Raw genomic sequence first — 24,680 nt, forward strand, 5'->3', positions numbered from 1 at the left:
AATCTCACTGCGTCGGCCACCCGCCAGACGCCGCAGGCAGGTGCTCGTGCGCGCCACCATTCCCGCGAGCAGCAGACCCCCCTTTTTGCCAGGCGCTCGTCTCCGAAATCGCCCAGCCCCCAGCTTTCCGAAGTCATCACCCGCCGCCCTCCATTCAAGGTAGAGCAACCGAATCATGCAACATGAAACCCGTCAAGCGCACCAGGAAAGCCAAACCTGACGATGTGTGCATCCCCTAGCGTTAGAAATGGGGGGATTTTTTTGCATTTTGGGGGGGTCCGCAATGCCCTCAACTGACGGTGCCCTCGAACGCTTCAGTGACTATGCCCTCTGCCAGTTGGACCTCATCATCGGTAAGTTTTGCGAACTCCCGGTCCCGACGACTCCGCCCTAGCTTGCCCTCATTTTGCCGAATGAACGTGATCAGGCTCGCTGCAAGCCGGTCTGGCATCTCGATGGCATTCATGATTGCACGCATGGCGGCGTCATGCGCCTTCAGGTGCTCAATCTCTCTGGGCAGGTCCTCTTCGACGGTCCGTTTAACGCATTCGTACAGAAATTCTGCGGCTGCCGTGCAATCGAAGAAACGGTAAAGGTCGCTCGTGTCGTTCGTCACTTCGACATTGCCATTTGGAAGTGCGCGCCAGTCGATTGCATCCATGAGCGGCCCGGTGTGCGCCTGCAACGTTTTGCGGTAGTCGTCGATCCGTTCGAACATCACCGTCGATACCGGAAATACCATCCCGGGTGGGGTGAACTTTCGCTCGGCCAGCACGTGATGGGTCAGGCACCGGTGGAGGCGGCCATTTCCGTCCGTCATCGGGTGGATATAGACGAAACCGAAAGCAATGGTCGCTGCCTGCAGCACCGGATCGACATCTGATGTTCGCAACCGATTGTTGCATAGATTTAGCCCGGTCATCAGGTCGGGTACGTCCTGGGGGCGGGCGCCGATGAACTCGGGCAATGGCTCATTGTTGTGGTCTCGCTCTCCGATGAACACGCCATCCTCGCGGTAACCGATTGGGGTAAAGCGATCATCACCGATCAAAATTCGGTGCAACCGGTAAATCTCGGTCTGGTTGAGTGGCCGCTTGCCCGCCTCAAGGACGGCTTTGCCCCAACGTTCCAGACGATTGGCCGCAGGGCGTTCACCCTCAATCTCAAAGCTGGCGCGACTGTCGGCTAGCAGCATGAAGCTGGCTGCCCGCGCGATGATCTGCGTGCCGGTTTGACCAATAATTTCCTGCGCCCGTGCAGATAGATCATCGGCGATGAAGGCTTCCAATTTGGCTGTTCTGCGGATGATGGGGCAGAACGCGCCGGTTCCCAACAGGTTGTCGCGTATCCGGTGGCGTGCCGACAAGCGCCCCCTATCAGCGGAATCCCGGAACCAGGTGATGTATTGAGCGGGGTCGAGGGCGTCGACAGCCGTGATTGCGGGTGCGTCCGGCAAGTCCAGTCGGTTCCCGGTAAGCGTTTCGTAGAAAAACCAGATACGCCGCGCGATGGCGCCGGTGGGAGCAGCCTGCACGATGTCGATCAGCGCCGATTGCGATGCAGCCTCGAGAACACGTTTCAGGATCAGAAGGTCCATGCTCTCGTGGCGCAGCGCAAAGGTCAAATGGCCCAGTAGCGTCGGTTCTGGCCGATAGCGCTTGTCGAACAATTCCCAAGGGCCCTCCGACCGCCTGTTGCCGCCTACATGTTTGCCAGAGACACACGCAAACTGCCGAACAGGGGCCCTCACACCGAAGAAATCAACCAGAGCAGCCCAGCCCACAAGCTCTGCAGCTTCTGGCAGCGGCTCGCTTTGGAAGAATGCCGGTGTCTGTATCGGGATATCCATTTGTCGAAAAACTCTCATCCTAGACGAAAAATGCAGCAGGTACGGCTTCTGCGTCGAAAGTCAATATGCATCGGGAGGGTCGAAAAGCAAGTGTTGGCGTCGATAGAGGCACTGTCTTGCGATATACAGTCGAAAACTGCCTCAACGCTGGCATGCGCGTGAAAATTGGGTTACGCGTGCCACTCGAGAACAGTGATCGTCACACCTTAACTTGCGTGGCCCTACCTATGGCCATGAGGAAGTGCACTACTAACCCACTCGCCCATCGGCCCTGAACCAGACCGGAAGCCAAGCACCATAAACAGAAGCGACGCCAGACCTTAGGTCCAACGCCACGTTGATTTCTTTTGGGACAAAGGGCATCCAGAAACGAATTTCTGCCAACGATCACCTTCGAACAGCAGCACAAACTGCAGCGGCAAGGCATCTTGGAAACTCAGGGTTATTCATTGGCCCACACGGGCGCAAAATGAAACCGCGCGCCCCCTTCCTCAGGAGGCGCGCGGCGTTCAGGGCGGTGTTTAGGCTGCCTGACGGTACAGGCGAGGGCTGACCAAACCAGAGCGGGACAGATCCCGGCCCGACTTGGCTGCAGCGAGGACGGCAAGGTCGACCAAGGGTTCGATCAGCACGACCATCATATAGGCCACACCGAATTGCGCGACGGCGCCGGTTGCGGCAAAACCCTGACCATAGAAGACCCAAAAGGCCACCCATGACACGATCCCGGCTTGGTAGGCAGTTGAGAGCATCAGGGTTTGCTTATAGGTGATGTCCACATAGGCCGTATTCGGCGCGATGAAACGGTCGGCGATGTAGCGCAGGCCGTACAGCGGCACCAGCAATGTGGTCACGTTCATCGCATATTGGGGCAGATCAAACGGAGCAACGAAGATCCCCTGCAACAACAGACCAAAGGCCAGACCAAAGGCGGCCGGACCGGCCCCCAAGATCAGGAACAAGGTCGAGCCAAGGATAAAGTGCACCTCGGAAACACCCACCTGAAAGTGCGGAAACACTTGGAAAAAGACGAAAACCGCGACGGTCGCGATCAGCCCGCGCAGGGCAAGCGAGGCTACGCCACCCACGCCGATTTCTGCCAGCGTCGATTTGACCGCCCAGAAACTGACGCCAGCGGCTGTTGCATAGCTGAGCAACAATTTGGCACCGTCAACGATGCCCGGATTGATATGCATTATTTACTCCTCTTTCCTGTTGGGTTGCTGACGTCAGACACAATCAGTGCCCGAACGGTCAGTCACTACGCGATGCAGACGGGTTCGCGGTTGGGTTCGTGTTCGTGATGCGCGGGGTGGTGCCGGAGATGATCGTGCCGGTCATTCAACTCGCTGGAAGTCAGAAGCCCCTTGCGGGCCATCATCTTTTCCAAAGCGATCAGCCATGCGTCATAGTATTCGACATGATCGCCGGGATGCGCCGCCGCTTCTGCGGCGGCGATCTCGGTTGAATAGCATTTGACCCATTCTGACCAAGTAAAGTGGCCATCCTGGTTCAACTTCACGGCGATCGCAAAGGCAGACGCTTCCCAAGGTGCCTCGAAAACCGGGCCTTCACTGTCCTGTGGAAGGTTTGACAGCTCATTCAGGTTGGGGTGCATGACCTATCCCTCAACCGGTATAAGGTAATCTTCGTACATCGAGATATAGAGAGTATCGATCGGGTTGGCATCGGGTCCCCAAAGCTCCTGAGCTTCGAAAGCCAGGTTGTACAGGTGCTGCGGGTTTTCTCCCTGATCATGCGCAACCGTATCGGGGAACATAAAGGCACCGAAATTCTGCACGACCGTGCCAACCTTGTCGCGCGCATATTGTGGCACACGGGTGTGCCCGGACGGGTGGTTATTGACCGTCCTGACGCGGTCACCGATCTTGAACTTCGGCTGCGCTTGCACTGTGGTATGTGCACTGCCGCCCGTGCGGATCAGTTCATCCACACCTTCCAAAGCAAATTTGCTGACCATCAGGCGGCTTCCTTCTTCAGTTCGGCAACCTTGGCGTCAAGTTCCCCTGGGGCAAGGACGCCGTGCTCCTCGGCGAATTGTTCCAAGGCATGCAGCCAGTGTTCATAGTAGGGCGAGGTCAGATAATGCACCGGGTCCATGTTTTCGACCGCAAACCGAAACTTGTCGACGTTGAAAAAGCCGCCGGCAAAGGTCAGGATGAACATGGCGAACATCCGGCGTTCCCATTCCGCGCGGAAGATCGGTTCGTCTTGCAGGATGTTTATCTTGCCAAAGCCTTGCTTACCGCCAAGATCGTGAATTCCATTCATTTCTTGTCCCCCTTAAGCCGCAGACGCGACGGTTGCGGGAAATCCCACACCAATCATGGAATCGCGCGTGACAAGATCTGCCAACTGCTCTTCGCTCATGCCTTCGGTGCCGGCCGGGCGCATGGGCAGAACCATATAGCGCAGATCGGCATTGCTGTCCCAAACCCGAACTTCGACGCCCGATGGAATGCTGACGCCAAACTCTTTCAGCACCCCACGCGGATCAATCACAACGCGCGACCGATACGGCGCCTCTTTGTACCAGTTCGGAGGAAGCCCCAGCGTCGGCCAAGGATAGCAAGAGCACAGGGTGCACACGAGAACGTTGTGCACCGTTGCCGTGTTTTCAACCACGACCATGTCCTCGCCCTGCACTCCGGAATATCCCAAGGATGCAATGGCCTTGGTGCCGTCTTCCAAGAGCCACTTCTTGTAGGTCGGATCCGTCCATGCCTTGGCAACCACACGCGCGCCGTTGCGCGGGCCGATCTTGTTTTCGTAAAGATCGACGATCCTTTCGATGGCCTTGGGGTCCAGCAGGTTCTTTTCGATCAGCAGACTCTCGATTGCCTTGACCCGAAGGGCCGTGTCGGTGGTGTACCGACCCTCGGCGTGATGATCGCTCATACATAGGCTCCCTTTGTTGATGACAGGGTCTGTTTGCCCGTCGCGTTTCTATGAAGATGTGTTTCCAGTCTAAGCTTGCTGGAAAATTCGTCTTGTCTTTCCCGGCCAATCCGGGTTGATCCTGAGCGCCAATCCATTCCGGTCCGCATCACGCTTTCCGCCAGTCTCCCAGCGTTTCAAATGCCGCCGATGCCGCTATCAGGGTTGCATCCTCGAACGCCCGTCCGGTCAGCATAAGCCCGACTGGCAATCCGTCAATCATGCCGCATGGAATGCTGATCGACGGATGCCCGGTCACGTTTGCCACGCAGGTGTTGCGCAGCATGTCAAGTGACGGGGCCACAAAGTCGACAATGGAGCTTCTGCTGCGATCCACATGCTTGGTCGCCGTGAAGGGCGTGGTTGGCATGGCGATGATATCGTACTGCTCGAAGGCCTTGTTGTAGGCATTAGTCACCAGGTGACGCAGGTTTTGCGCCTTCCAGTAGTAACGGCCACCATATTCCTCTTGCAGGTATTCACTGGCAAGCAAGGAACTGATCGCGGCATGGGGCAGGTCGTTCGGCCTCGCCTTCATGCCGCGCGCAAAGGCCTCTCCAAGCGAGGTGTTGTAGTGGCCCTTCCAGTTGGACCCGAGACCCGACCCTTTCAGCATGAACTCGGCTGAACCCAGCGTGATGATAAGGCTCCAGATGAAATAGCCTTGCAAGTGTTCCGGCATGGAAATTTCTTCCACCTCGGCACCCAGCTTTTCAAAGGCGTGGATGGCGGCCTTGACCTTTTCGTCAACACGCGGATCGGCGGCGGGGAAACCGCTGTCCTTGCCGTCCTGACCAAAGCCTTCGCGCAGGATGGCGATCTTCTTGCCTTTGATCCCATCGCCCAGACGCGACAGATAGTCAAAGTCGTGGTTTGCAGGGATGAGGCCACGCTGGCGCGGGTCTTCGGGGTCGGTCCCCGCAATGGCCTGCAGCAGCCGCGCAATGCCGTCTGTCGTGTTGGCCATCGGACCCGCGTGATCCAGCGTGCCTTCGATCATCGCGCAGCCGGTATAGGGCACCAGCCCATAGGTCGGCTTCAAGCCGCAGACACCGGTCCACGAGGCCGGAAGCCGGATGGAACCGCCCTGATCGCCGCCGATGGTCAGATCGACATCACCCGCCACCAGCACGGCCGCACTGCCGCTGGACGAGGCCCCGGTGCTGCGTTCATGGTCATGGGGATTTTTCACCGGGCCTTGGCTTGACGTATACCCGGCCCCCGAAAAGCAAAGATCCTCGCAATTGGTCTTGCCCGTGATGACCCCGCCCGCATCCAGAATGCGGGTCACCAGCGTTGCGTCCACATCGGGGATAAAGCCTTCAAGGATACGTGATCCATTGCGCATCGGAATGCCTGCCACGCAGACCGCATCCTTGATGCCGACCGTATACCCCTTAAGCGGCCCGCTGTCGGCCCCCTTGATGTCGCAACGCCAGGACCAGCCATTCAGCGGGTTCTCGGCCGATGTCGGCTTTTGACCGACGGTGCGGGGGTATTTGACCGGCAGGGTCTGCTCGACAAATTGTTCGACATAGCGGCACGCATTGATCGTACCCGCGACAAGCGTGCTGTATTCTCTAAGCATCGTCGCATCCAACGCCAACCCATAGCGATCCGCGATGGCTTGGAGTTTTGCTTGCGTCGGCATCTCTGGCCCGATCGGCATCTTTGACTCTCCTTTGGATATGCTCTGGTCAGCCGGACCAGGCTGGAATGTGTTTGCTTGGAGGGCAGGGCCCCGAACACCGTTCGGGACCCCAGTTGCGTGATGGGCTTGCGCCTCGGCCAATATCAGTTGGCGTCGAACGGCTTCACGAACGTTAGGGCGAAGGCATCCGCCGGAAGTTCGCAGTCGTCGCAGTTGATGCCGGGAAGCGACTGTGCTTCGGGGAACAACTCGCCTGCGGGCAAGGGCTGGATGGTCGCACCCGGGGTCGGCTCGCCCGTCAACGCGGCGCTCAGCGAAATCTCGGGCGCATAGGCCGGGTTGAAAGCCTCAGAGATGAACGAATCCGGCACCTTGTCGGCGGGGAAGGTGTTGCAGCCGTTTTCGATGATGTCGCCGGTGCACAGCACAATCTGGTCGGCAGGAACCCAAGGCAGGGTATATGCCATATTGTGGTTCGGGATATCCCGATCCGTAAGGATCCGCTCCATCATCATTTTGAAAGCAATCGCCGCCACGACAGGCGAATCCCCCGAGGAGATCCCGGTCAGGCCACGCTCTTTCAGGGCCGGGTCGATCAGCGCGCGGCGGAAGCCCGCAGAGTTCTCGCCCGAGATCGGAATCAGATCCTGCCGACCGGTGGCAAGCAATGCCTGAAGGGCACCGTATTCACCGGCTTGCGACCAGATGCCCTGCACATCGGGATGCGCAGCCAAAGCTTTGGTCGTTTCGGTCTGCGTCGTCTGGTCGTCCCACATGCCATAGTATTCGGCGACAACCTCGATCTCCGGATACTTGCTGAACACGCTCATCGCGCCGTCATAGTGACGCACGTCCACTGCGCTGCCCGGAACGCCGCGGATCATGAAGATCTTGCCCTTGCCTTCCATCTCGTTGGCCAGCCACTGAGCGGTGTTTTCGCCAAAGCCAGAGCCGATATAGGCAAGGCTGTGCGCGCAGGGTTCGGTGACGTGGTTGGCGAACATGAACATTTCAACGCCGGCTTCGCAGCCTTGCTTGATAGCACGGTTCAGACCGGTCGACGAGATCGGGAACGAGATGATCCCCTTGGCGCCATCCGCGATCATGCTTTCATAGGCCGAAATCTGGGCCTGCACGTCCACCCCGGAAATGACATCGATCAGTTCAACCTGCGTGTCATAGGGCGGCGTTTTGGCCAAAGCCTTGATCACGTTGGCGGCTTCGGTCATCCAGGAATTGCCGGTGTAGCTGAGGCTGAGGTAGACTTTCACCTTTTCATCCTGAGCATAGCTCGGTCCGGCCAGCAGCCCAAGTGCCGTCGTTACCGCAAGGGCACCCCGTATGAGGGGACTTTTGAAGCGTAGGGTCATTTCACTTTCTCCATGTTGTCAGGTTGATTGTTGTTTCTTGTTCCCCCGCAAGAGCGGGAGCAGTCGCCACGTCAACGGCGTCGTGCCGTCACGCATTGCCAGGATTGCGATCAAGACGACCGCGCCGTAGAGGATCGTCCGCCATCCTTCCTCGATCTGGATCGAAGAGATGACGGTGGTGAAGGTTGTGATCAGCAGCGCGGCCGCCAGAACCGACAGAAAGCTGCCCCGCCCGCCCGTGATCGCGGTGCCGCCGACGACAACGGCAGCGATGGACGGCAGCAGATAGCTTTGTCCCATCGTGAGCGTCGCGCCGCCGGAAAAGCCGACCAGCAGCAACCCGCACAGGCCAGCAGCGGCACCGCTGCACGCATAGGTGGCCACAGTCATCCGCCGCACGGGCAGCCCGGCGATATAGGCGGCTTGCCGATTGGTGCCCGTTGCATACAGGAAACGGCCAAAGGTCGTGCGCGATTGCAGAAGAATCGCCAAGGCTGCCAGAACCGCTACCAGCAGGATGATCAGCGGAATACCAAGGAAGCGTCCGGAAAACAGCGCCTCGATCGTCTCAGAGCCCTGACCTCGCGGTGTGCCGCGGGTCGCCCCAAGGCAGGCGCTGTAGATGATGATCCCCATGGAAAGCGTCATGATGAAAGGCGGGATCGCCAGCAAAGTGACGCCCAAACCCGAGATCATCCCGACAGCTCCGGTCACGGCCATCACAGCCAAAGCCACCAGAAGCAACTCTCCCACCCCATGCGGGGTCCAGGCAAAGGCCAGCAGACCACCCAGAGTGATCATCGACGGGATCGACAGATCCAACCCCCCGATAAGGACAACCATTTGCTGACCGAAGGCGACGACTATCAGGAAGGAGGACAGGACCAAGACGGCAGAGATCTGGTTCAGGCCACCCAGACTCGGGCTGACCAATCGCCCGGCGAACAGCATCAGCAGGGCCAGAGCGATCAGCACCACGGACTTACCCAGGTCCGTCGAAAGGAAGGACGGGGTACTCTCACGGGCGGTTGCCGGGGCTTCGGCGGGCGATAACTTGCGGTCACTGCACACGGGGATGCCGCCTTTCATGTGTTGTTGGACTTGGCGATATGGGCCGAGAATGCCCCGACAAGAACGGCGGCGATCATCAGGACGCCTTGGCCGATTCCAGTGTAAAAGCTGGATACACCCAGCGAAAACAGCAGCTTTTGCACCAGCATAAGGACAAGCGCCCCCAGTATCGTGCCAACGACACCACCGCGCCCCCCGGCAAAGCTGGTGCCGCCAATCGCTATGGCTGCGAACACCTGCAGAAGGAAACTGTTCCCCGCTGTCGGATCGCCAGACACGGTGATCGAGCTGAGCGCAAGCCCCGCCAGCCCGTAAAACATGCCAGCAACGCAATAGGCGCGCACCTTGACACTTGCGGTTGCGATGCCTGCCAGACGGGACGCAGTCTCATCCGCGCCAACCGCATAAAGACCCACACCCCAGTCGGTCCGTCTGATCACTGCCCACAGAAGAATGACCACCCCAACCGTGATCATCGGCATCGAGAGCGGACCAAAGCGCTCAAACAGCAGGTTGCCGATGGCCGAGGGAACATTCCCGCCCGGGGCATCCATGATCAGCAACGCAATCCCGCTGGTGATGATCATGGTGGCAAGAGTGCAGGCGATGGGCTGAAGTCGCAGATAGGCAATCAGGATGCCGTTCACCGCGCCGACGACAAGGCCCACTGCGCAGACCATCAAGGCCGCCAGCAAGATCCCGGTCGTCCCCTTCATCGAATAGGTTGCCACCAGCACATTCGCCAATGACACGACACCCGCAACTGAAAGATCAAAGCCGCGTGTCAACACCACAAAGGTTCCACCCACCGCCGCAAGCGCCAAGGGCAGGCTGTTGGCAAGCTGATCCTGAAAGTGCGAATAACTGCGCGCACCGGGCAGCAGGGCCAGATACAGAACGAACATCACCAGATAGAGGATGGCGGCAATCACCGCCCCACTTCCGAAAATGGCGCGGATGGCACCAATCGATGAGGGAAGCGTGCGGGGCTGCGCTGAGATTGCGGAATCCTGTGGCATATCAATGCTCTCCATGCCCAGTAACCGCTGCAACCAGCCGTTCTTCCTGAATCTCGTGACCGTCATAAACCGCTGCAACCCGCCCGCCGTAAAGCACCACGCAGCGGTCACACAGCTGGACGAGTTCGGCCAGTTCGGTGGAATAAACCAGCGCGCAGCCGCCGTTTTCGACAAAGCGTCGGATGTTGGCATAGATCGTCTGCTTGGTGCCAACGTCTACGCCGCGTGTCGGATCATAGAGCACCAGATGGCGCGCCCCGGAAACCATGACCCGCGCCAGCAACGCTTTTTGCTGATTTCCACCCGAAAGCGCCTCGATCGCGCGATTCTGGAACCGCACCGGCAGGTCCAACTGGGCAGCGATATCGGCGACGGCGCGGCGTTCGCTTTGGGTGCCGATGAAGCCCAGTTTCGAAATCTTGCCAGCGATTGCGATAGAGATGTTCGATGCGGTTCTTAGGCCTGCAAAGATACCTTCCGTTTTGCGCTCTTCGGGCAGAAAGCCTATCCCTGCCCTCAGCGCCTCTTTCGGGTTGGCAAGCTTGGCGGGCGTCCCGGAGGTTGTAACCTGCCCGTCCTCCAACTTCTCCAATCCCGCCAGAATCCGGAACAGTTCACGCTGCCCTTGGCCTTCCAATGCCGCGACGCCAAGGATTTCGCCGTCATGGACCGTCAGCGAAACGTCCCTGACGTTTCTACCAGACACGTTCTGCAACTGAAGCGACGGCTTGGCTTGTTTTGCCGCCACGGTCGACCGGGCAGTGTTGCGCTGCGAAAGACCTACCATCATCTCAAAGATCTTGCTGTCGGCAACATCGCGCAGCGGCACCGTGCCGATTGAGCAACCATTGCGCAGCACAGTTCCCCTGCTGCACAGGCGCCGCACTTCCGACAGCCGGTGCGAGATATAGATGACGGCGGTGCGTCTCGCCGTCACACGTTCCAGCAGGCCGAACAGCCACTCGGGTTCGGCCAAGGCCGCTGTCGGCTCGTCCAGCACAAGAAGGCGCGGCCTTTGCGCCAAGGCCCGGACGATTTCAATTCGTTGACGGCTGGCCAGCGGCAGATTGGCGACGAGGCTGCGTGGGTCGACATCGGTCACGCCGAACTCGGTCAGCAGCGCTTCGGCCGCCTCAAGGTTCTGCCTTTCGGAGATCATGCCAAAACGGCCCTTCTTGGCATGCGGCAGCATCAGGTTGCTGGATACCGTCAAATTTGGCAGAAGACTCAGTTCCTGAAAAGCTGTCGAGACACCGTGCTGGCGCGCAACGCTGATCGAATGTGGGTGATATGGCGCTTCGCCAAGGTGCATAGTGCCTTGATCTGGTTGAACAATGCCGTTCAATAATTTGACGATTGTAGATTTTCCGGCACCATTCTCGCCTAGGAGGGCGTGGATTTCGCCGGGCGCAATATCAAAGCTGACATCCTCCAGCGCGACGGTTGGCCCATAGCTTTTCCGCAAGGACTGCACACGCAGCAGTAGCTCTGCAGGTGCGCTTTCGTCGCGCACCAGATCGGCCGGCTCACCCTGCATGGCCACTCCCGGAGGTGTTGGTCACCAGTTGAAATCGCTGCCCAAAGGCCAGGTTAGCGCGGACACGTGTGCCTTCGCGACATATCATTTTCGTCATTTTTATTCCCCGTTGCGTGCTCGGATCTTCGCCGCGAGTCACTGCCAATCATTATGGATGAGACACCCCTTTGGACTCTGCTGGCTTGGCTGTGAGGGTCAATCGGCTTGCTTGCAGCGGCCAACTTTCCCGTGGCCAGGGCTGGTTTGAGGGGGAGGGCAGTGGGTTGCAACCTGGACATGCGAAGTCGCGGGAAACTGCTGTCCACGTGAGACAGCAGGGTGGGTTCGGTCACATGAAGGCAACATCCAGTGTGCCAGGTCCCAAGATGTGCCGGTTCAAGGCACGACGCCCGAGAAGTCTCCCATCGCCGTCGAATCTGTCAGTTGCGACACGCTCAATTCCGACACGATAGTGCCTCTTTGGATAAGCAACACGCGATCCGAAAGGCCGCGGATAAAGTCGATGTTCTGTTCGACCAACAGCACTGTCAGGTTCCGGCGGTTGCGCAGGTGATTCAGCAAGTCGATGATCTCATCTATAATCGACGGCTGGATCCCTTCGGTCGGCTCATCCAGCAGAACGATCCGGGGCTTCTGAATAAGCGTCCGGGCCAACGCAAGCAACTGCTGCTCACCCCCGCTCAGCGCGCCACCGGGCCGGGCCAGCAGGTTTTTCAGCCGTGGAAAGTCGGCAAGCACCTCGTCCAGTTGATCCGCTGGTTTCTTGAGAGCCGCTGCGGCGAACAGCAGATTGTCGCGCACCGTAAGGCCGGGAAGAATACCGCGCCCCTGTGGGACATAGCCGACGCCAAGACGGGCACGCCGGTGCGGCGGTGCCATCGTGATGTCAGCCCCATCAAAGCTGATCTGCCCCGATGTTGTCGGAAGCAACCCGATCAGGGTTTTCAGAAGCGTGCTTTTTCCCATGCCGTTGTGGCCAAGAATTCCAACGAATTCCCCGGCCTTTACGGTCAGCGACAGCCGGTTCAAAACACGGATCGGCCCATAGCCGGAACAAAGATCAGTCACCGCTAGCATCTGTCACACTCCTGCACGGCCAAGGTAAACCTCGCGCACTGTCGGGTCCGCGACAACAGCGTCAAAAAGGCCCTCCAGCAGGATGCGTCCCTGATGGAATACCGTCACGGTCTGGGCAATCTGGCGGATAAAGGGCATATCGTGTTCGACAACGATGATCGTCGTATCCTTGTTGATCTCGCGGATCAGCTCTGCCGTGCGGGCGGTTTCTTCGTCACTCATCCCCGCGGCAGGTTCGTCCAGCAGAACGATCTTCGGCTCGCCGACGATCACCATTGCGATTTCCACCCATTGCCGCTGCCCATGCGCCAATTCTCCAACCAAGCGGTTCAGAATTCCGGTCAGGAACAACCGCTCGGCAACCTTTTCGACGGCGCGCCTCGCTTGCGCGCCCCGAAAGCGCTGACTGGCCGCAAGCCAGAGATTTTCGCTGACCGAAAGGCCGTTCATCACGTCAGGTATCTGATTTTTTATGCCAACACCCAAAGCCGCGATTTCATTCGCGCGCGCGCGGGTGACGTCCTGCCCGCAAATCATCAGCGCACCCGCCGTAGGTTTCATCTGCCCAGTCAGCAGCCTGAAAAAGGTACTCTTGCCCGCGCCATTCGGCCCGATCAGACAGCGCAACTCTCCTTCACGCAAGGTGAAATCGACCCCGGCGACAGCCCGCACGCCGCCAAAGCGCTTTTCCAGTTGTGTGGTTTGAAGCATCACAGCAAGGCCCGTCATTTGCCGCGCCCCTTCCTGTCTTTTGCCGACCAAAGGGCGGCAATCGCCGCACCGAGTGTCGGCAACAGACCGCGTGGGAAAACCAGAACAAAGATCATCAGGATGGCGCCAAGCACCACCGTCACTTGTCCTACTCCTACGGTTCCAAGCCAGTTGCTCAGGTATTGGATCACACCCGTCCCCACAACGGGGCCGATCAACGTAGACCTGCCTCCCACGATAACCCAAATCACTACCTGGGCCGCCTGATTGAGGTTGAACATTTCAGGCGCAACGAAATTACCCCAGATCGCGTAAAGCACGCCGGACAGCGATGCAATCAGGGCGGCCAGCATGAAGGCCAACAGCTTGTACCAGCGCGCGTCATAGCCCAAAAGCTCCATGCGACGTTCATTCTCGCGGATGCCGACGATGACGCGGCCGAACCGGGTGGTCAGGATCATCCGCAACCCGACATAAACGCAAAGAACAAGGCCGCCACTCAGATAAAATACGCCTGCAATAGACAGGGGTGCATCGCCGATCCAAGGCAGTACTAGACCCGGCACTCCCGGAATTCCGTTCTGGCCATTCAGCCGGACGGTGCCGATCACATACTCTGGACCTGAGGTGGACCGCATCGACTTTTCAAAGATAAGCGTCACGACAAGTGTGATGACGCTTAGGTAAATATCGCTGATTTGGCCGTAAATCATGAAGTAGCCAAGCACGGCTGCGAAAACCACAGGCAAAAGAACCGCCATCAGAAACGGCAGACCAGTCGTGCCCATGTTCATCGCCAGGATCGTATAGGCATAGCCGCCAAGGCCGAAAAAGATTGTCTGACCAAAACTCAGGATGCCCGCATAGCCCCACAGGAAACCCATGCTCATCGCCAGCAGCATGAAGACAAACAGGATGGACAGATCCAGTTGCAGGGATATGTCGGTCATTGTCGGCACGATGCCGAGGATGACCGCAGCTGCTGCCACAGCACCCCACCACCAAAGCTTTGGCTGCTTGGCCGCATCAGAAGCGAACTCTGTTGCCATTACAACCCGCTCCTCATCTTGCCGGTAATGCCCGAGGGCAACAGCCGCAACAGCATCACCGCCGCGACTAGGGTGCTGACCTCGCCTACAATCGAGCTCCAGAAATACGAGACCGATCCGTCGATGACCCCAAACAGGCCCGATGCCGAAATCGTCCCGGTCAGGGGCAGTTGTCCGCCCACAATCACCGTGACGAAAGCCTTGGAAATAAAGAACTGTCCCATGTTCGGCGATGCGCCGGTCATCGGTGCCAACACCGCTCCGGCAAGGCCTGCCAAGGCTGCGCCGTAACCGAAGGTTGTCATGTAAACCATGTTCCGGTTGACACCCAGTGCGCTGGCCATATCTGCGCGCTGCATGGTGCCCCGCACGATCAGGCCGAATGTGGTGTATCGCAGGATCGCCCAAGTGACGGCGATCATCAAAGCCGCAACCGCCATCAGCACGAAGTTATAGCTGGAAAACGACATTCCCCCCATCTGAACATTGCCGAAGCTTAACGGTACGCTCCGCGCCTGCGGTCCGAACACTGTTGTGATGATGCCGACCATAAAAAGCGAAAGCCCCCATGTCGCCAGAAGCGTGTCGATAATCCGGCCATACAGGAACCTGATAAGGAGCCTCTCGACCACGATGCCGAACAGACCAACACCGACAAAGGCAGCCAGGAATGCCAGCCAAAGCGGCAGCCCGGCATCTGTACACAGAACGCAGACATAGGCGCCCAGCATGATGAATTCGCCATGCGCCAAGTTTATCACCTTCATCAGGCCGAAAATCACAGCGAGTCCCAGACTGATCAGCGTCAGCAGGGCAATCGAATACATGACCAGGTAGATTATTGTGACAATCATGCTCGCGAATTTCCCACTGTGCGGCCCGACCCAGCCGATCACCTTCAAACATTGCCCCCGGCACGGTTTGCCGTGCCGGGGGCAATCGAACTGCACTGCGGCGTTACAGTTCAGGCTCGTATTGCTTGGTGTCGTCCGGATTGGCATTCAGGTCGCACACCGCTTGGGTGTCCGACGGCGGTTGCTGCGAGAAGGACTTGACCAGATCAAATCCGCCCGTGCGATTGCCAACCGCAACGTGCACATCCATCGTGGTGTGGTTGGTTTGGCCGTCGATGGTATAAGTGCCACCGGCGCCTTCAAAAGTAGTGCCGCCAAGTGCCTTGATCACGTCGTCAGGGTTGGGGCTGCCAGCTTTGCGAACCGCTACGGCCCACAGCATGACCCCGCGATAGCCATATTCGCCATATTCGCTGACATAGTCATCCTCGCCAGAGAACGCCTTGAAGCGCTTGAGGAAATCTGCCGCAGCCTCCGAGGGCAGGCTGTCGATGAACGAGGTCGAAATCACCACGCCATCGTTCTCGTCGGCGCTCAGCGTAGCGTTCTCCCGACCCAAACCGTAGGTCGTCGAGGCAAGCGGAATAGTCTTTTTGCCGATTGTCGCCTCATATTGCCGATAAAAGCCCATTTGCGCGTCACCAACCAAAGCGGACCAGACCACATCGGGCTTGGTTTCCTGAATGCGGCTCAGAACTGGGGCAAAGTTAGTGGCATCCAGCGGAAAGAACTCAATGCCGACATCTTCGCCGCCATTGGCGCGGATAAACTTCTGCATCCATTTTGCGATGATCTGGCCATAGTTGTAGTCGGCAGCCAGAATATAGCCGCGCTTCAGGCCTTTTTCCTTGACGATGTATTCAACCAGCGGGGCAACCTGCTGGCCGGGAACTAGGCCAGTGCAGACATGACGACGGTCACAGACGCCACCTTCGTAGACCGAGTTGTAGAAGTAGAGGCCCCGGAACTTTTGCATGACAGGCCGCATGACTTCGCGCGACGAACTCGTGATCCCGCCCATCACGACATGAACCTTATCCTTGACAAGGGCTTGGGTCGCATATTGCGAGTTCAGTTGGTTGTTGGATTGGCTGTCATAAAACACCAGTTCGATCGGGCGGCCCAAAAGTCCGCCGGACTGGTTCAATTCTTCAACCGCCATCGCCGTGGACTTGATCTGCTTCAAGCTATAGCTGTTCAGCCCGCCTGTTGCGTCAAGGATACTGGCGATACGAATGGGTTCCGCCTGAGCCAAGCCCGCACGCGTCAGGGCCGCCGTCGAGCTGACGAAAGCCAACGCACCGCTGGCCGTCCGGATAAAGTTGCGCCGTGTGAGTTTCATTGTTCCCCCTTGCTGTTCATGTTCATGGCCGCACGTTGATCATATTCCCCCCCCAGTTGCGGTCACTGAGGGGCTAGGATTGCTTAGGCGCTACAAGCGGGCCGCCAAACGCAGCCCGCTTACAAATCCTGAAACGCGGTTCCCGACCAAGCATTGCGCCCGTGCTACGAACTACTCTTGACGGTAGGGTGCTTTCTCGCAGGGTGCTTGCTTGGGGCTGCCAGAGCTGTGGCTTCGCAGGGCCAGTCTTTCCCCTGGCGTTGACAAGCCTCTGATCCGCCCTTGCCCGCAAAATGAGAACTGGCAGGCCGTTTGCCACGGCCTAAACCGCAGCGCTTTCGGCCGTCGCCTGCTTGCGAAGATCCGTCTTCAATATTTTCCCGTAGCTGTTTTTCGGAAGCTCTTTCACGAAATGATAGCGCTTCGGCTTCTTGAACGACGCGAGCTCCGAGCGGCAGAGCTTCTCCAACTCGATCTGTGTGCAGGTGGCACCTTCACGCAGGACCACAAAGGCAACAACGTCTTCGCCCCATTCCGGTTCAGGCACGCCAATCACAGCAACCTCGAACACCTCGGCATGGCGCAACAGCACTTCTTCAACCTCTCGGGGATAGATGTTCGTGCCACCGGAAATGATCACATCTTTCGAGCGGTCGGTCAGCGTCAGGAAGCCATCCGGATCAAAGTGGCCAAGATCGCCCGTCATCAACCAGCCATCTACGACTGTTGCTGCCGTTGCCTCGGCGTTGTTCCAGTATCCCTTCATGACCGTGGGGCCACGTACGACGATTTCCCCGGTGTTTCCCGCAGGCAATTCCTGCATATCGGGCCCCACAACGCGAACTTCGACGCAGGATTGCGCCACCCCGACCGAATTTCTGCGGGCAATCCAGTTCGGATGGGTCTTGTCCGCCAAAAGCTCGCGCGACATGGCTGTGATCGTCATGGGGCTTTCACCCTGACCATAGATATGAACGAAACGCGGTCCGAAAAGATCAAGCGCGGCATCCAGATCGGCCGCATACATCGGCCCGCCGCCATAAACGATCGTGCTGATGCCTTCGCCCCGAAACCCGGTCTGTTCGGCGCGCTGCACCAGACGTTTGACCATGGTCGGCGCCGCAAACATGCACAGGTTTCCATAGCGACCCGCCAGGTCCATGATCTCGTCCGGATCAAAACCGCGCGACTTCGGCACAAGATGCGCCGCGGCGGCGCGGATCAGCCCCAGTGCGTAAAGCCCGGCCCCATGTGACATGGGTGCGGCATACACCGACACCTGATCAGGAAATACCCGGTCCACGTCAGAACCATAGCAAAGCCCCATATGGATCAGATTGTCATGCGTCAGCATGACGCCCTTGGGGCGTCCCGTCGTGCCCGAGGTATAGAACAGCCACGCTATGTCATCCGGGTTAGTCGCCGCTGGTGGCGCGATACCCTGCTGCCCGGCAACTGCAGCGCGATAATCTGGACCGGACACTGAAAGCTCAAGGCAGGCGGCGAGTTTCCCTTCGAAAGTGGTTCCGTTCCCGGTGAAGACCAGTCGAGCACCGGAGTTTTCGATAATCCACTCGGATTCGCGCGGGTGCAGCTTGTAGTTGACCGGCACCACGACAGCCCCCAACCACCAGACCGCATGCAGGATTTCCAGATACTCCGGGCAGTTCTGCACGAATACGGCAATCCGGTCACCGCGCTTGATGCCCTGGGCCTCGCCAAGCCACCGTGCAAGGGCGACGGTACGCTGCCCAAGACCCTTGTAGGTGGCGAACAGGTCGTTGCCATCATGCAGGGCAGGGCGGTTGGGCCAGGACAGGACCGACTGATACAGCCAATGTGCAATGTTCATCTGCCAGCCCCCTTCAAACCCGATCCGCCACAAGGACGGTGGCATAATTGGCCACGGCGGCCCCGCCCATATTGAAGACCAGCCCAACTTCCGCGCCGTTGCGCTGAATATCCCCGGCTTGGCCTGTCAACTGCCGGAAGCCCATCGCATGCATCGAAACGCCGGTCGCACCAACCGGATGACCCTTTGCCTTCAACCCGCCGCTCAGATTGACCGGAGTCTGGCCGCCCTTGAATACCGTGCCGTCTGCCAGCGCCTCGGCCCCACGTCCTTGCGGCGCAAGCCCCATTGCCTCGTAGGACAGCAATTCGGCAATGGTAAAGCAGTCATGCACCTCGGCAAAATCGACATCCGACACACGGATACCGGCCTTTTCATAGGCAGACTGGATCGCACGGCGCGGGCCTTCGAAGGCCACGAAATCGCGCATCGACATGGGCAGATAGTCGCTAACATGTTCGGCCGCAGCAATCCTGACCCGGCGCTGAAACCCATCGGCAGCGCTTGCGCCAGACAGAACGACCGCCGCTGCTCCATCACTGATCAACGAGCAATCCGACAGACGCAGAGGCGGTGCGATCAGCGGGTTCTTTTCCCAAACCTTCATGCAATCCTCGACCGATAAGGGACGGTGCATCTGCGCCAAAGGGTTGCCCATCGCGTTGCCATGGTTCTTTGACGCGATCTGCGCCATTGCGTGCAAGGGGTCGCCATAGCGGCTGGCATAGGTTTCCGCCGCAACGGCGAAAACCTGCGGAAAGCTCAGCGCCGCTTCGGCAGGGCTATTCTGATATCCGGCACCGGCCAGTGCTGTCGTCACGTCTTGGGTGGTGCGGTGAGTCATCTTTTCCGCACCAACCACCAGGACATTGCGTGCAGCACCGGCCCTGATCGCATTCAGGCCCGCATAAATCGCCGCAGATCCCGAGGCGCAGGCGTTTTCGCAGCGCGTCGCGGGCTTGTAGCGCAAACCCGGATGGGCAAGATGGATCAGGGATGACGCAAAGCCATCCGGCACCAGCCCCGAATTGAAATGGCCCAAGAAAACGGCGTCAATCTCTGCGGGATCAATCGCTGCTTCCGCAATCGCCTCGCGTGCCGCCGCCACGATCAGCTCTTCAAGGGTTTCCGTGAGGCGACCAAAACGAGTGTGGCCGCTGCCTACGATATAGATGCTATCTGCGCGCATGAATCTGATCTCCTCTGACCAGATATTTTCACCCTGCAGGCCTCGCCGCTATTCGTAGTTCCACGTATCCCATTACCTAAGAAAAACACGTATGCTGCTACGTGCAACACAGTAAAGGTGCAGCTCATGACCCCCGCAACCATGCCTTTGTCGGATCTGATTGCGATCGGATTTCTCGAGTCACCTCTGGCGCTTTTGGTGATGTCCAACCGCCGGATACTGACCTGCAGCCGCGCTGTCGTGGATGTGTTCGGATGGACGCATGAGGATCTTGCCGGGCAGTCTGTGCGGGTGCTCTATCCCACCGCTATCGACTACGAAGCGACTGGCAAGCGCTGGCTGCAATGGCTGAAGGGACAAAACCGCTACCAGGATGAACGTTTCATGCAAGCCAAATCAGGAGAGGTGTTCTGGGCGCGCGCCACGGGGGTGACCCTGACACCCAGTGATCCCTTTAACCTGATGATCTGGTCCTTTGAACGTCTGATCGACGCCAGTCCGACCGCAGGGCTGACGGCCCGCGAAAGAGAGGTGGCGCAGCATATTGTGAACGGGCGGACAAGCAAGGAGGCCGCGCGGCTGATGGGCATCTCTTATCGTACGGTTGAGGTTCACCGGGCGTCGATCATGCGAAAGCTGGGATCAAAAACTGTCGCAGAGCTGGTCTCGAAGGTCATCGTCATCCGGTGAGTGTCGTTGCCGTCAGTCCCCAATCCGGCGCAAGGACGGCGCAGGGTTGCTGCCCATGGCGACAAGTGTCGGCGGTGGGCATTCAAGCCGTACTTGGGCAAAGGCATGGCTTGGCGTCACACCGAACATCTTCTTGAAGCTGCGGCTGAAGTGGCTCAATTCCGTGAAGCCATATTTGAACGCGGCTTCGGTCACTGAATTCACGTTCCTTTCCGTCAGGGCACGATGCGTCGCCCGCAGACGCTCGGTCCAGATCCAGCGCATCGGGGTGGTGCCAAGGGTGCCAAACAAACGGTTCAATGTCCGCACTGACATGCCACCGACACCCGCAAGCACCTCCGGTGAAAGGTCTTCGCTTTCCAGATTGGCGCGCGCATAGCGCAAGATTTTCTCAAGCTGGGGGGCCGTTCCATTTCGCGGCATGTTTTCCAGAAACAGGTCGCACATCGACACCAGAACATCGACGATGGAATTCGCGATCCGCGAGCCGACGACGGAATCTGCCTGTTTCGTAAGATCAAGCGAGGAGGCCGTCGTGACCAGCCCCGCCAGAATGGGTTTGAGCGGGGAGTTGTCGGAAAACCTGACCGCCACAAGATCGCGCGGCTTGGTGATCCGCGCATCAACGATATGTCTGGGGATCTTTACCAATTTCAAATGCGCGGAAAAATTGTAATCGAACGGCGCAGAGGAGTCGTACAGAACCAAATCGCCAACGCCCTGTACAACGCGCCGCCCATATTGGTCCAACTCTCCCGCCCCGCCCTCCATCAAGCTCAGGATGTAGACATCCTGATCGTCACGGCGGACATGTTGCGGGCTGCGTGTCCAGAAATGCATCGGGGCATTCAGATCGCTGAGCAACAGCGGCCCCAGCCGACTGGTCGCAAGCGAGGCGTTGAATGCACCTTCACCGCGCGGCACAGTGGCACTGGCCGAGACAAATTTGCTGCACACCACGTCTTGCCAGAAGTCGAACTGATCCGATGGCTTCACGTCGGCTGTGTCAAGGCGCTCCATGTTGATCTCCTCGGCTGAACTCTTCCAACGCCACTTTGCGCGAATGTGGGCTGATGTTTGTCCAAGCCATGATGCGCCGCGACTCGATGCGTATCTTGCGCCCCAAGAACTGCAACGCAAAGAACTTTGTGATGTTCACATTGCGTTCCTTCCGGATGACCCCCAATTGCTCGTTTACTGTGCAGTCCATGCGCCATCGATCGGAATCGCGGCACCCGTTACATTATGCGCGATCGGGTCACACAACCACAAAGCCAGCGCACCGATTTCCGAGGGGTTCGACATACGCTGCGATGGCTGCTTTTCCGAAAGGAGCGAGGCCACTCCGGCGGCCTCATCTTTTCCGATCAGCCGTGCCCGCTCCTGCACCTGCGGCACCACAAGCGGAGTATCGGTGAAACCCGGGCATATGCAGTTCACGGTCACGCCGCCTTTCTTGGCGTCGCTGGATGACGCATATTCCAGCGCCACAACCTTGGACAGCCCGATCAGCCCATGCTTTGATGCAACATAAGGGGCTTTGAATTTCGACCCGACAATGCCTTGAACGCTGGCAATATTGATGACTCGGCCATAGCCACGCGCCGCCATGCCGGGAACTGCTGCCTGCATCGTATAGAACGCGGCCGACAGGTTGACTGCGATAATCGCATCCCAAATATCTTGGGTCACATCGGGCAGCGCCGCAGTTTTCTGGATGCCAGCATTATTGACAAGAATATCCAAGGGATGCCAGCCATTGACCGCTTCGATCAAGGTTTGGATCTGCGTGGGGTCGCGCAGATCACCTGGAAAGAACCGAGCCTCTTCGGCGCCGGAAGCGATAAGCTGCCGACAAGCATCCTTTTGTTGCTCGTCCGTTGCGATACCATGCACCGCAATCCGCGCGCCCGCTTCGGCCAGCGCTGTGGCAATGGCCAGACCGATGCCCTGAACCGATCCAGTGATCAGTGCTGTCCTGCCCACAAGTTTCATGCGTAGTCTCCCATTTTTTCTCCTTTGAAGACGGCACTTGCGGACTCGAGTGCCCGCACATTCCGCAAAGTCCCACTGGCACACTCGAAAACGGGGGCAAGCGGAGTGGGGACTACAACAGAGTGGGCCCCGCGACGTACTTGCTTCCATCCACGAAACCGAGCGAAGACATCACTGCGGTTGGGAGGCATTAGACTTTCGTTTGGCAGAATAAAACATTCGTAGAACTACGTAGATCTCTATGCGTCATTGGCATTCGCTGGATCTGCTTGTTGGTTTGCACTCAGAACCGAGCCGCGTTTTTCATCGAGAATTGAGCCACCTCTGACTGTGGATTTTGGGTAATCGCTGGGTCACGGGTGGGTTTGCCTCTTTCGCTTTCTTGGCGTCGCATGCGGCAACCCACCTTCCATTGGCACAGAAACTGTCGTTTCCAGTTTTAAGGATGTGACAGCGGTGGGTGAGGCAATCGAACAAGGCTCTCGTCATCTTTGCATCACCTCGGGCCGTTTCCCATTCAATGAGGCTTCGATTGGTGGTGGTCACGACGCTGGTCCGTTCGCAGAGCTTGCTCAGAAAATGGGACAGCAGCGAACGCCAGAGGCGCTGAAGGGCAGAAAGGGGCCACCGTTCAACTTGCGGGTGGCGTGTTCTTCTGCGGCATAGTTTGCACTGAGGTCAGGCCAGTGCCGTTGGATTGAATGCCTTCATCCAAGCGAAACTCGGAGGTCGGCAAGGGCTTCAAGCTGTGCGCGGACATGGGCATCCAGAACTCTCTGCATTGTCGTGGCATCGATAACCATCGATTTGCCCGATGCCTTTTCCACCTCTGCCGCCACTTCGGCCGCCATCAGCGCCGCCACCCGGGCAGGCCATGTCACCCAGACATCGCGTTCCTGTCGGGCCAGGCGGAAGACCAGCGCCTCTACCCGCGCCCGATCCACCAAAGTGCCCTTCTTCCTCTGGATCGCGAGCTGGCGTTCCTGTGCCTGGTAGACGGTCAGCGCGGTCCGAGCTTTGAGATAGCTTTCGGTTCCGCCGCCGCCGGTGGGTAGGGCTGCATCGCCGCCAAGCGAGCGACGCTGTTGGTCGGGGTCGGTCATGTCTGCCCGGCGCACGTCTGACGCCGCAGCGTTGATGGAACCGTCGGCATAAAACACTAGCCTACCGCCGCGTTTGGCATTCTGGACAGCGCCCCGTGACAGGCCGGAATGGGTGGAATATTCGCGCTCGCTCATGCCGTTCATTGCAGCCCCATTTTCTAATCAAAGTATCCGTTTTGATCAAGCCGTTTTCGGCACCCATTCGCGGTCGTGATGGACAAGCGTATTTGCAAGTTCCAGTAGCTTTCTCATGAGCGCCGTCAGTGCAACTTTTGCAGGTTTTCCGGCCTCGGTAAGGGCTCTATACTTTTGACTTAAGTCTGGATTGAATCGTATTGAGACAATAGCGGGCATGTACAGTGCGTCGCGAAGGAACTTTCGCCCCCCCTGAATAAGCGCCCGACCTCTCCATTGACCCGATTGTTGCGTCATTGGTGCAAGGCCAGCGAGGCTCGCAATCTGCTTTCTATTCAGAGTTCCGATTTCCGGACATTCCACAATAATCGCCATGGCTGTCACTCGACCTATTCCTGGTATTGAGCAAAGAATATCGAACGCACGTTTGCGCCTCGGGCTTGCTGTCAAAAGAGACATTAGTGCCTTTTCAATCTCGGCAAGTTCGCGTTTGATTTGTTCAAGTCGCCCGTTGGAGAGCCGCTTCACGAGGGCCAGAGTCTGTGTTTTCTGACGGTTCAGCACGCGCGTGCGTTCCTTGATCAGTGCCATACGTGCGACCTGCAACTCTCTGAGAGCATGTCGGTTTTCTTCGATTGGCGCATCCGGGGAGAGATCGAGCGCAGCTCCCATGCTGGCCAATATCCTGGCATCAACTGCATCTGTCTTGGCTCTTTTACCGCGGGCCTGCGCGAAACGCCGCGCTTGAAGCGGGTTGACTTTTACCAGCGGCAAAATCCCGGAAAGGCTGCGCTCAAGGGCGGCATGATAGGCTCCAGTCGCTTCATATACGACCAAGTCGGGCTTCTGCATTCCAATCCATTTGTGCAGAGAACGTAGCCCTGCTGCCGAATTGGGGAATTGCGCGACTTCCGCTGTTTTCAGCCTGAAGGCGTCGATCGTTGCTTTCGATATATCGAGTCCAATGCTGTCTTTCATTTGTCTTCGCGTGTCCTTTGCTTGTCATAGAGGGCTGCATGCCTCTGTGTACCCGTTCAGGCCCTGAGCGAAGACGGCGGCTGATCCTACTTTAATACGGTCCTCAAAGACCTAGGCTCTGGACTCATTAAATCGCTTGCTCTCGGGGCAATCCATTGATTCATTGGCGGTACCAAGGGGGTGCTGCCATGACCGAAATGTTCCTGCTTTCCGAAGCCCAGATGGCGCGGATATCGCCGTTCTTTCCGCT

General features: G+C 58.2%; 23 protein-coding genes and 1 pseudogene. 1 reads left to right on the forward strand and 23 read right to left on the reverse strand.

The features are described 5' to 3' along the window. Window positions 1-289 precede the first annotated feature (289 nt). The 18 genes from Q7V03_RS03340 to Q7V03_RS03425 form a co-directional block, all read right to left on the reverse strand. Complete coding sequence (locus Q7V03_RS03340; RefSeq protein WP_304924188.1) at window positions 290-1,849, reverse strand: Fic family protein; 1,560 nt, start codon at window positions 1,847-1,849, stop codon at window positions 290-292. Window positions 1,850-2,370: 521 nt separating this feature from the next. After that, a complete protein-coding gene (locus tag Q7V03_RS03345) occupies window positions 2,371-3,045 on the reverse strand; it encodes an energy-coupling factor ABC transporter permease (protein WP_304924189.1) in 675 nt (224 codons plus the stop codon). A gap of 65 nt (window positions 3,046-3,110) precedes the next feature. Beyond that, window positions 3,111-3,467: a nitrile hydratase accessory protein gene (locus tag Q7V03_RS03350; protein WP_304924190.1), complete on the reverse strand. Its 357-nt coding sequence runs from the start codon at window positions 3,465-3,467 to the stop codon at window positions 3,111-3,113. A gap of 3 nt (window positions 3,468-3,470) precedes the next feature. Continuing rightward, window positions 3,471-3,830, reverse strand: a complete 360-nt coding sequence (locus tag Q7V03_RS03355; protein WP_304924191.1) for an SH3-like domain-containing protein — start codon at window positions 3,828-3,830, stop codon at window positions 3,471-3,473. Beyond that, window positions 3,830-4,141 carry an SH3-like domain-containing protein gene (locus Q7V03_RS03360; protein ID WP_304924192.1) on the reverse strand — a complete coding sequence of 104 codons (312 nt, stop codon included), beginning with the start codon at window positions 4,139-4,141 and terminating at the stop codon, window positions 3,830-3,832. The genes Q7V03_RS03355 and Q7V03_RS03360 overlap by 1 nt, the downstream gene beginning before the upstream one ends. Window positions 4,142-4,153: 12 nt before the next feature. Then, window positions 4,154-4,768 carry a nitrile hydratase subunit alpha gene (nthA, locus tag Q7V03_RS03365; protein WP_304924193.1) on the reverse strand — a complete coding sequence of 205 codons (615 nt, stop codon included), beginning with the start codon at window positions 4,766-4,768 and terminating at the stop codon, window positions 4,154-4,156. Between the two features lie 148 nt (window positions 4,769-4,916). Next, window positions 4,917-6,476, reverse strand: a complete 1,560-nt coding sequence (locus Q7V03_RS03370; RefSeq protein WP_304924194.1) for an amidase — start codon at window positions 6,474-6,476, stop codon at window positions 4,917-4,919. Window positions 6,477-6,601: 125 nt separating this feature from the next. Next, window positions 6,602-7,828 (reverse strand): sugar ABC transporter substrate-binding protein, encoded by a 1,227-nt coding sequence (locus Q7V03_RS03375; protein WP_304924195.1) that lies wholly within the window; start codon window positions 7,826-7,828, stop codon window positions 6,602-6,604. An 18-nt stretch (window positions 7,829-7,846) separates the two neighbouring features. Beyond that, window positions 7,847-8,899: an ABC transporter permease gene (locus Q7V03_RS03380; protein ID WP_304924196.1), complete on the reverse strand. Its 1,053-nt coding sequence runs from the start codon at window positions 8,897-8,899 to the stop codon at window positions 7,847-7,849. A 14-nt stretch (window positions 8,900-8,913) separates the two neighbouring features. Next, window positions 8,914-9,918 carry an ABC transporter permease gene (locus Q7V03_RS03385; RefSeq protein WP_304924197.1) on the reverse strand — a complete coding sequence of 335 codons (1,005 nt, stop codon included), beginning with the start codon at window positions 9,916-9,918 and terminating at the stop codon, window positions 8,914-8,916. Between the two features lies 1 nt (window position 9,919). Further along, entirely contained in the window at window positions 9,920-11,455 is a 1,536-nt protein-coding gene (locus Q7V03_RS03390; RefSeq protein ID WP_304924198.1) for a sugar ABC transporter ATP-binding protein, read from the reverse strand. A 375-nt stretch (window positions 11,456-11,830) separates the two neighbouring features. After that, window positions 11,831-12,484 carry an ABC transporter ATP-binding protein gene (locus Q7V03_RS03395; protein ID WP_304924199.1) on the reverse strand — a complete coding sequence of 218 codons (654 nt, stop codon included), beginning with the start codon at window positions 12,482-12,484 and terminating at the stop codon, window positions 11,831-11,833. A gap of 51 nt (window positions 12,485-12,535) precedes the next feature. Continuing rightward, window positions 12,536-13,261: an ATP-binding cassette domain-containing protein gene (locus Q7V03_RS03400; RefSeq protein WP_304924200.1), complete on the reverse strand. Its 726-nt coding sequence runs from the start codon at window positions 13,259-13,261 to the stop codon at window positions 12,536-12,538. Beyond that, window positions 13,258-14,292 (reverse strand): branched-chain amino acid ABC transporter permease, encoded by a 1,035-nt coding sequence (locus tag Q7V03_RS03405; RefSeq protein ID WP_304924201.1) that lies wholly within the window; start codon window positions 14,290-14,292, stop codon window positions 13,258-13,260. Before Q7V03_RS03405 ends, Q7V03_RS03400 begins: the two co-directional genes overlap by 4 nt. Beyond that, the gene (locus Q7V03_RS03410) at window positions 14,292-15,146 is read right to left on the reverse strand and encodes a branched-chain amino acid ABC transporter permease (protein ID WP_304924202.1); all 855 of its coding nucleotides are present in this window, start codon (window positions 15,144-15,146) and stop codon (window positions 14,292-14,294) included. The genes Q7V03_RS03405 and Q7V03_RS03410 overlap by 1 nt, the downstream gene beginning before the upstream one ends. Before the next feature lie 103 nt (window positions 15,147-15,249). Then, entirely contained in the window at window positions 15,250-16,488 is a 1,239-nt protein-coding gene (locus Q7V03_RS03415; protein ID WP_304924203.1) for a transporter substrate-binding protein, read from the reverse strand. A gap of 322 nt (window positions 16,489-16,810) precedes the next feature. Further along, complete coding sequence (locus tag Q7V03_RS03420) at window positions 16,811-18,340, reverse strand: class I adenylate-forming enzyme family protein (protein ID WP_304924204.1); 1,530 nt, start codon at window positions 18,338-18,340, stop codon at window positions 16,811-16,813. Between the two features lie 13 nt (window positions 18,341-18,353). Next, window positions 18,354-19,529: a thiolase domain-containing protein gene (locus Q7V03_RS03425; RefSeq protein ID WP_304924205.1), complete on the reverse strand. Its 1,176-nt coding sequence runs from the start codon at window positions 19,527-19,529 to the stop codon at window positions 18,354-18,356. Between the two features lie 126 nt (window positions 19,530-19,655). On the opposite strand from Q7V03_RS03425, the gene Q7V03_RS03430 reads away from it, so the two are divergent. Further along, window positions 19,656-20,219, forward strand: a complete 564-nt coding sequence (locus tag Q7V03_RS03430; protein ID WP_304924206.1) for a response regulator transcription factor — start codon at window positions 19,656-19,658, stop codon at window positions 20,217-20,219. A gap of 12 nt (window positions 20,220-20,231) precedes the next feature. Here the strand turns inward: Q7V03_RS03430 and Q7V03_RS03435 are convergent, their stop codons facing one another. The 5 genes and pseudogenes from Q7V03_RS03435 to Q7V03_RS03455 form a co-directional block, all read right to left on the reverse strand. Continuing rightward, window positions 20,232-21,239 (reverse strand): helix-turn-helix domain-containing protein, encoded by a 1,008-nt coding sequence (locus Q7V03_RS03435; RefSeq protein ID WP_304924207.1) that lies wholly within the window; start codon window positions 21,237-21,239, stop codon window positions 20,232-20,234. A 174-nt stretch (window positions 21,240-21,413) separates the two neighbouring features. Next, a complete protein-coding gene (locus Q7V03_RS03440) occupies window positions 21,414-22,214 on the reverse strand; it encodes a 3-hydroxybutyrate dehydrogenase (protein WP_304924208.1) in 801 nt (266 codons plus the stop codon). Window positions 22,215-22,517: 303 nt separating this feature from the next. Then, a pseudogene (locus Q7V03_RS03445) lies at window positions 22,518-22,834 on the reverse strand (ATP-binding protein); the annotation flags it as partial. Window positions 22,835-22,921: 87 nt separating this feature from the next. Continuing rightward, the gene (locus Q7V03_RS03450; protein ID WP_304924209.1) at window positions 22,922-23,461 is read right to left on the reverse strand and encodes a hypothetical protein; all 540 of its coding nucleotides are present in this window, start codon (window positions 23,459-23,461) and stop codon (window positions 22,922-22,924) included. A 36-nt stretch (window positions 23,462-23,497) separates the two neighbouring features. After that, complete coding sequence (locus tag Q7V03_RS03455) at window positions 23,498-24,430, reverse strand: IS110 family transposase (RefSeq protein ID WP_304924210.1); 933 nt, start codon at window positions 24,428-24,430, stop codon at window positions 23,498-23,500. Window positions 24,431-24,680 lie beyond the last annotated feature (250 nt).

This window comes from Cypionkella sp., from assembly GCF_030652235.1.
GTDB lineage: Bacteria > Pseudomonadota > Alphaproteobacteria > Rhodobacterales > Rhodobacteraceae > Cypionkella.

Bases quoted from the DNA above. Each gene is read 5' to 3' on its own strand.
- Q7V03_RS03385 (WP_304924197.1), bottom strand. From the start codon at position 9,918: ATGCCACAGGATTCCGCAATCTCAGCGCAGCCCCGCACGCTTCCCTCA.
- Q7V03_RS03455 (WP_304924210.1), bottom strand. From the start codon at position 24,430: ATGAAAGACAGCATTGGACTCGATATATCGAAAGCAACGATCGACGCC.
- Q7V03_RS03350 (WP_304924190.1), bottom strand. From the start codon at position 3,467: ATGCACCCCAACCTGAATGAGCTGTCAAACCTTCCACAGGACAGTGAA.
- Q7V03_RS03360 (WP_304924192.1), bottom strand. From the start codon at position 4,141: ATGAATGGAATTCACGATCTTGGCGGTAAGCAAGGCTTTGGCAAGATA.
- Q7V03_RS03340 (WP_304924188.1), bottom strand. From the start codon at position 1,849: ATGGATATCCCGATACAGACACCGGCATTCTTCCAAAGCGAGCCGCTG.
- Q7V03_RS03450 (WP_304924209.1), bottom strand. From the start codon at position 23,461: ATGAACGGCATGAGCGAGCGCGAATATTCCACCCATTCCGGCCTGTCA.
- Q7V03_RS03415 (WP_304924203.1), bottom strand. From the start codon at position 16,488: ATGAAACTCACACGGCGCAACTTTATCCGGACGGCCAGCGGTGCGTTG.
- Q7V03_RS03370 (WP_304924194.1), bottom strand. From the start codon at position 6,476: ATGCCGATCGGGCCAGAGATGCCGACGCAAGCAAAACTCCAAGCCATC.
- Q7V03_RS03440 (WP_304924208.1), bottom strand. From the start codon at position 22,214: ATGAAACTTGTGGGCAGGACAGCACTGATCACTGGATCGGTTCAGGGC.
- Q7V03_RS03410 (WP_304924202.1), bottom strand. From the start codon at position 15,146: ATGATTGTCACAATAATCTACCTGGTCATGTATTCGATTGCCCTGCTG.
- Q7V03_RS03430 (WP_304924206.1), top strand. From the start codon at position 19,656: ATGACCCCCGCAACCATGCCTTTGTCGGATCTGATTGCGATCGGATTT.
- Q7V03_RS03355 (WP_304924191.1), bottom strand. From the start codon at position 3,830: ATGGTCAGCAAATTTGCTTTGGAAGGTGTGGATGAACTGATCCGCACG.
- Q7V03_RS03425 (WP_304924205.1), bottom strand. From the start codon at position 19,529: ATGCGCGCAGATAGCATCTATATCGTAGGCAGCGGCCACACTCGTTTT.
- nthA (WP_304924193.1), bottom strand. From the start codon at position 4,768: ATGAGCGATCATCACGCCGAGGGTCGGTACACCACCGACACGGCCCTT.
- Q7V03_RS03390 (WP_304924198.1), bottom strand. From the start codon at position 11,455: ATGCAGGGTGAGCCGGCCGATCTGGTGCGCGACGAAAGCGCACCTGCA.
- Q7V03_RS03375 (WP_304924195.1), bottom strand. From the start codon at position 7,828: ATGACCCTACGCTTCAAAAGTCCCCTCATACGGGGTGCCCTTGCGGTA.
- Q7V03_RS03405 (WP_304924201.1), bottom strand. From the start codon at position 14,292: ATGGCAACAGAGTTCGCTTCTGATGCGGCCAAGCAGCCAAAGCTTTGG.
- Q7V03_RS03400 (WP_304924200.1), bottom strand. From the start codon at position 13,261: ATGACGGGCCTTGCTGTGATGCTTCAAACCACACAACTGGAAAAGCGC.
- Q7V03_RS03345 (WP_304924189.1), bottom strand. From the start codon at position 3,045: ATGCATATCAATCCGGGCATCGTTGACGGTGCCAAATTGTTGCTCAGC.
- Q7V03_RS03420 (WP_304924204.1), bottom strand. From the start codon at position 18,340: ATGAACATTGCACATTGGCTGTATCAGTCGGTCCTGTCCTGGCCCAAC.
- Q7V03_RS03435 (WP_304924207.1), bottom strand. From the start codon at position 21,239: ATGGAGCGCCTTGACACAGCCGACGTGAAGCCATCGGATCAGTTCGAC.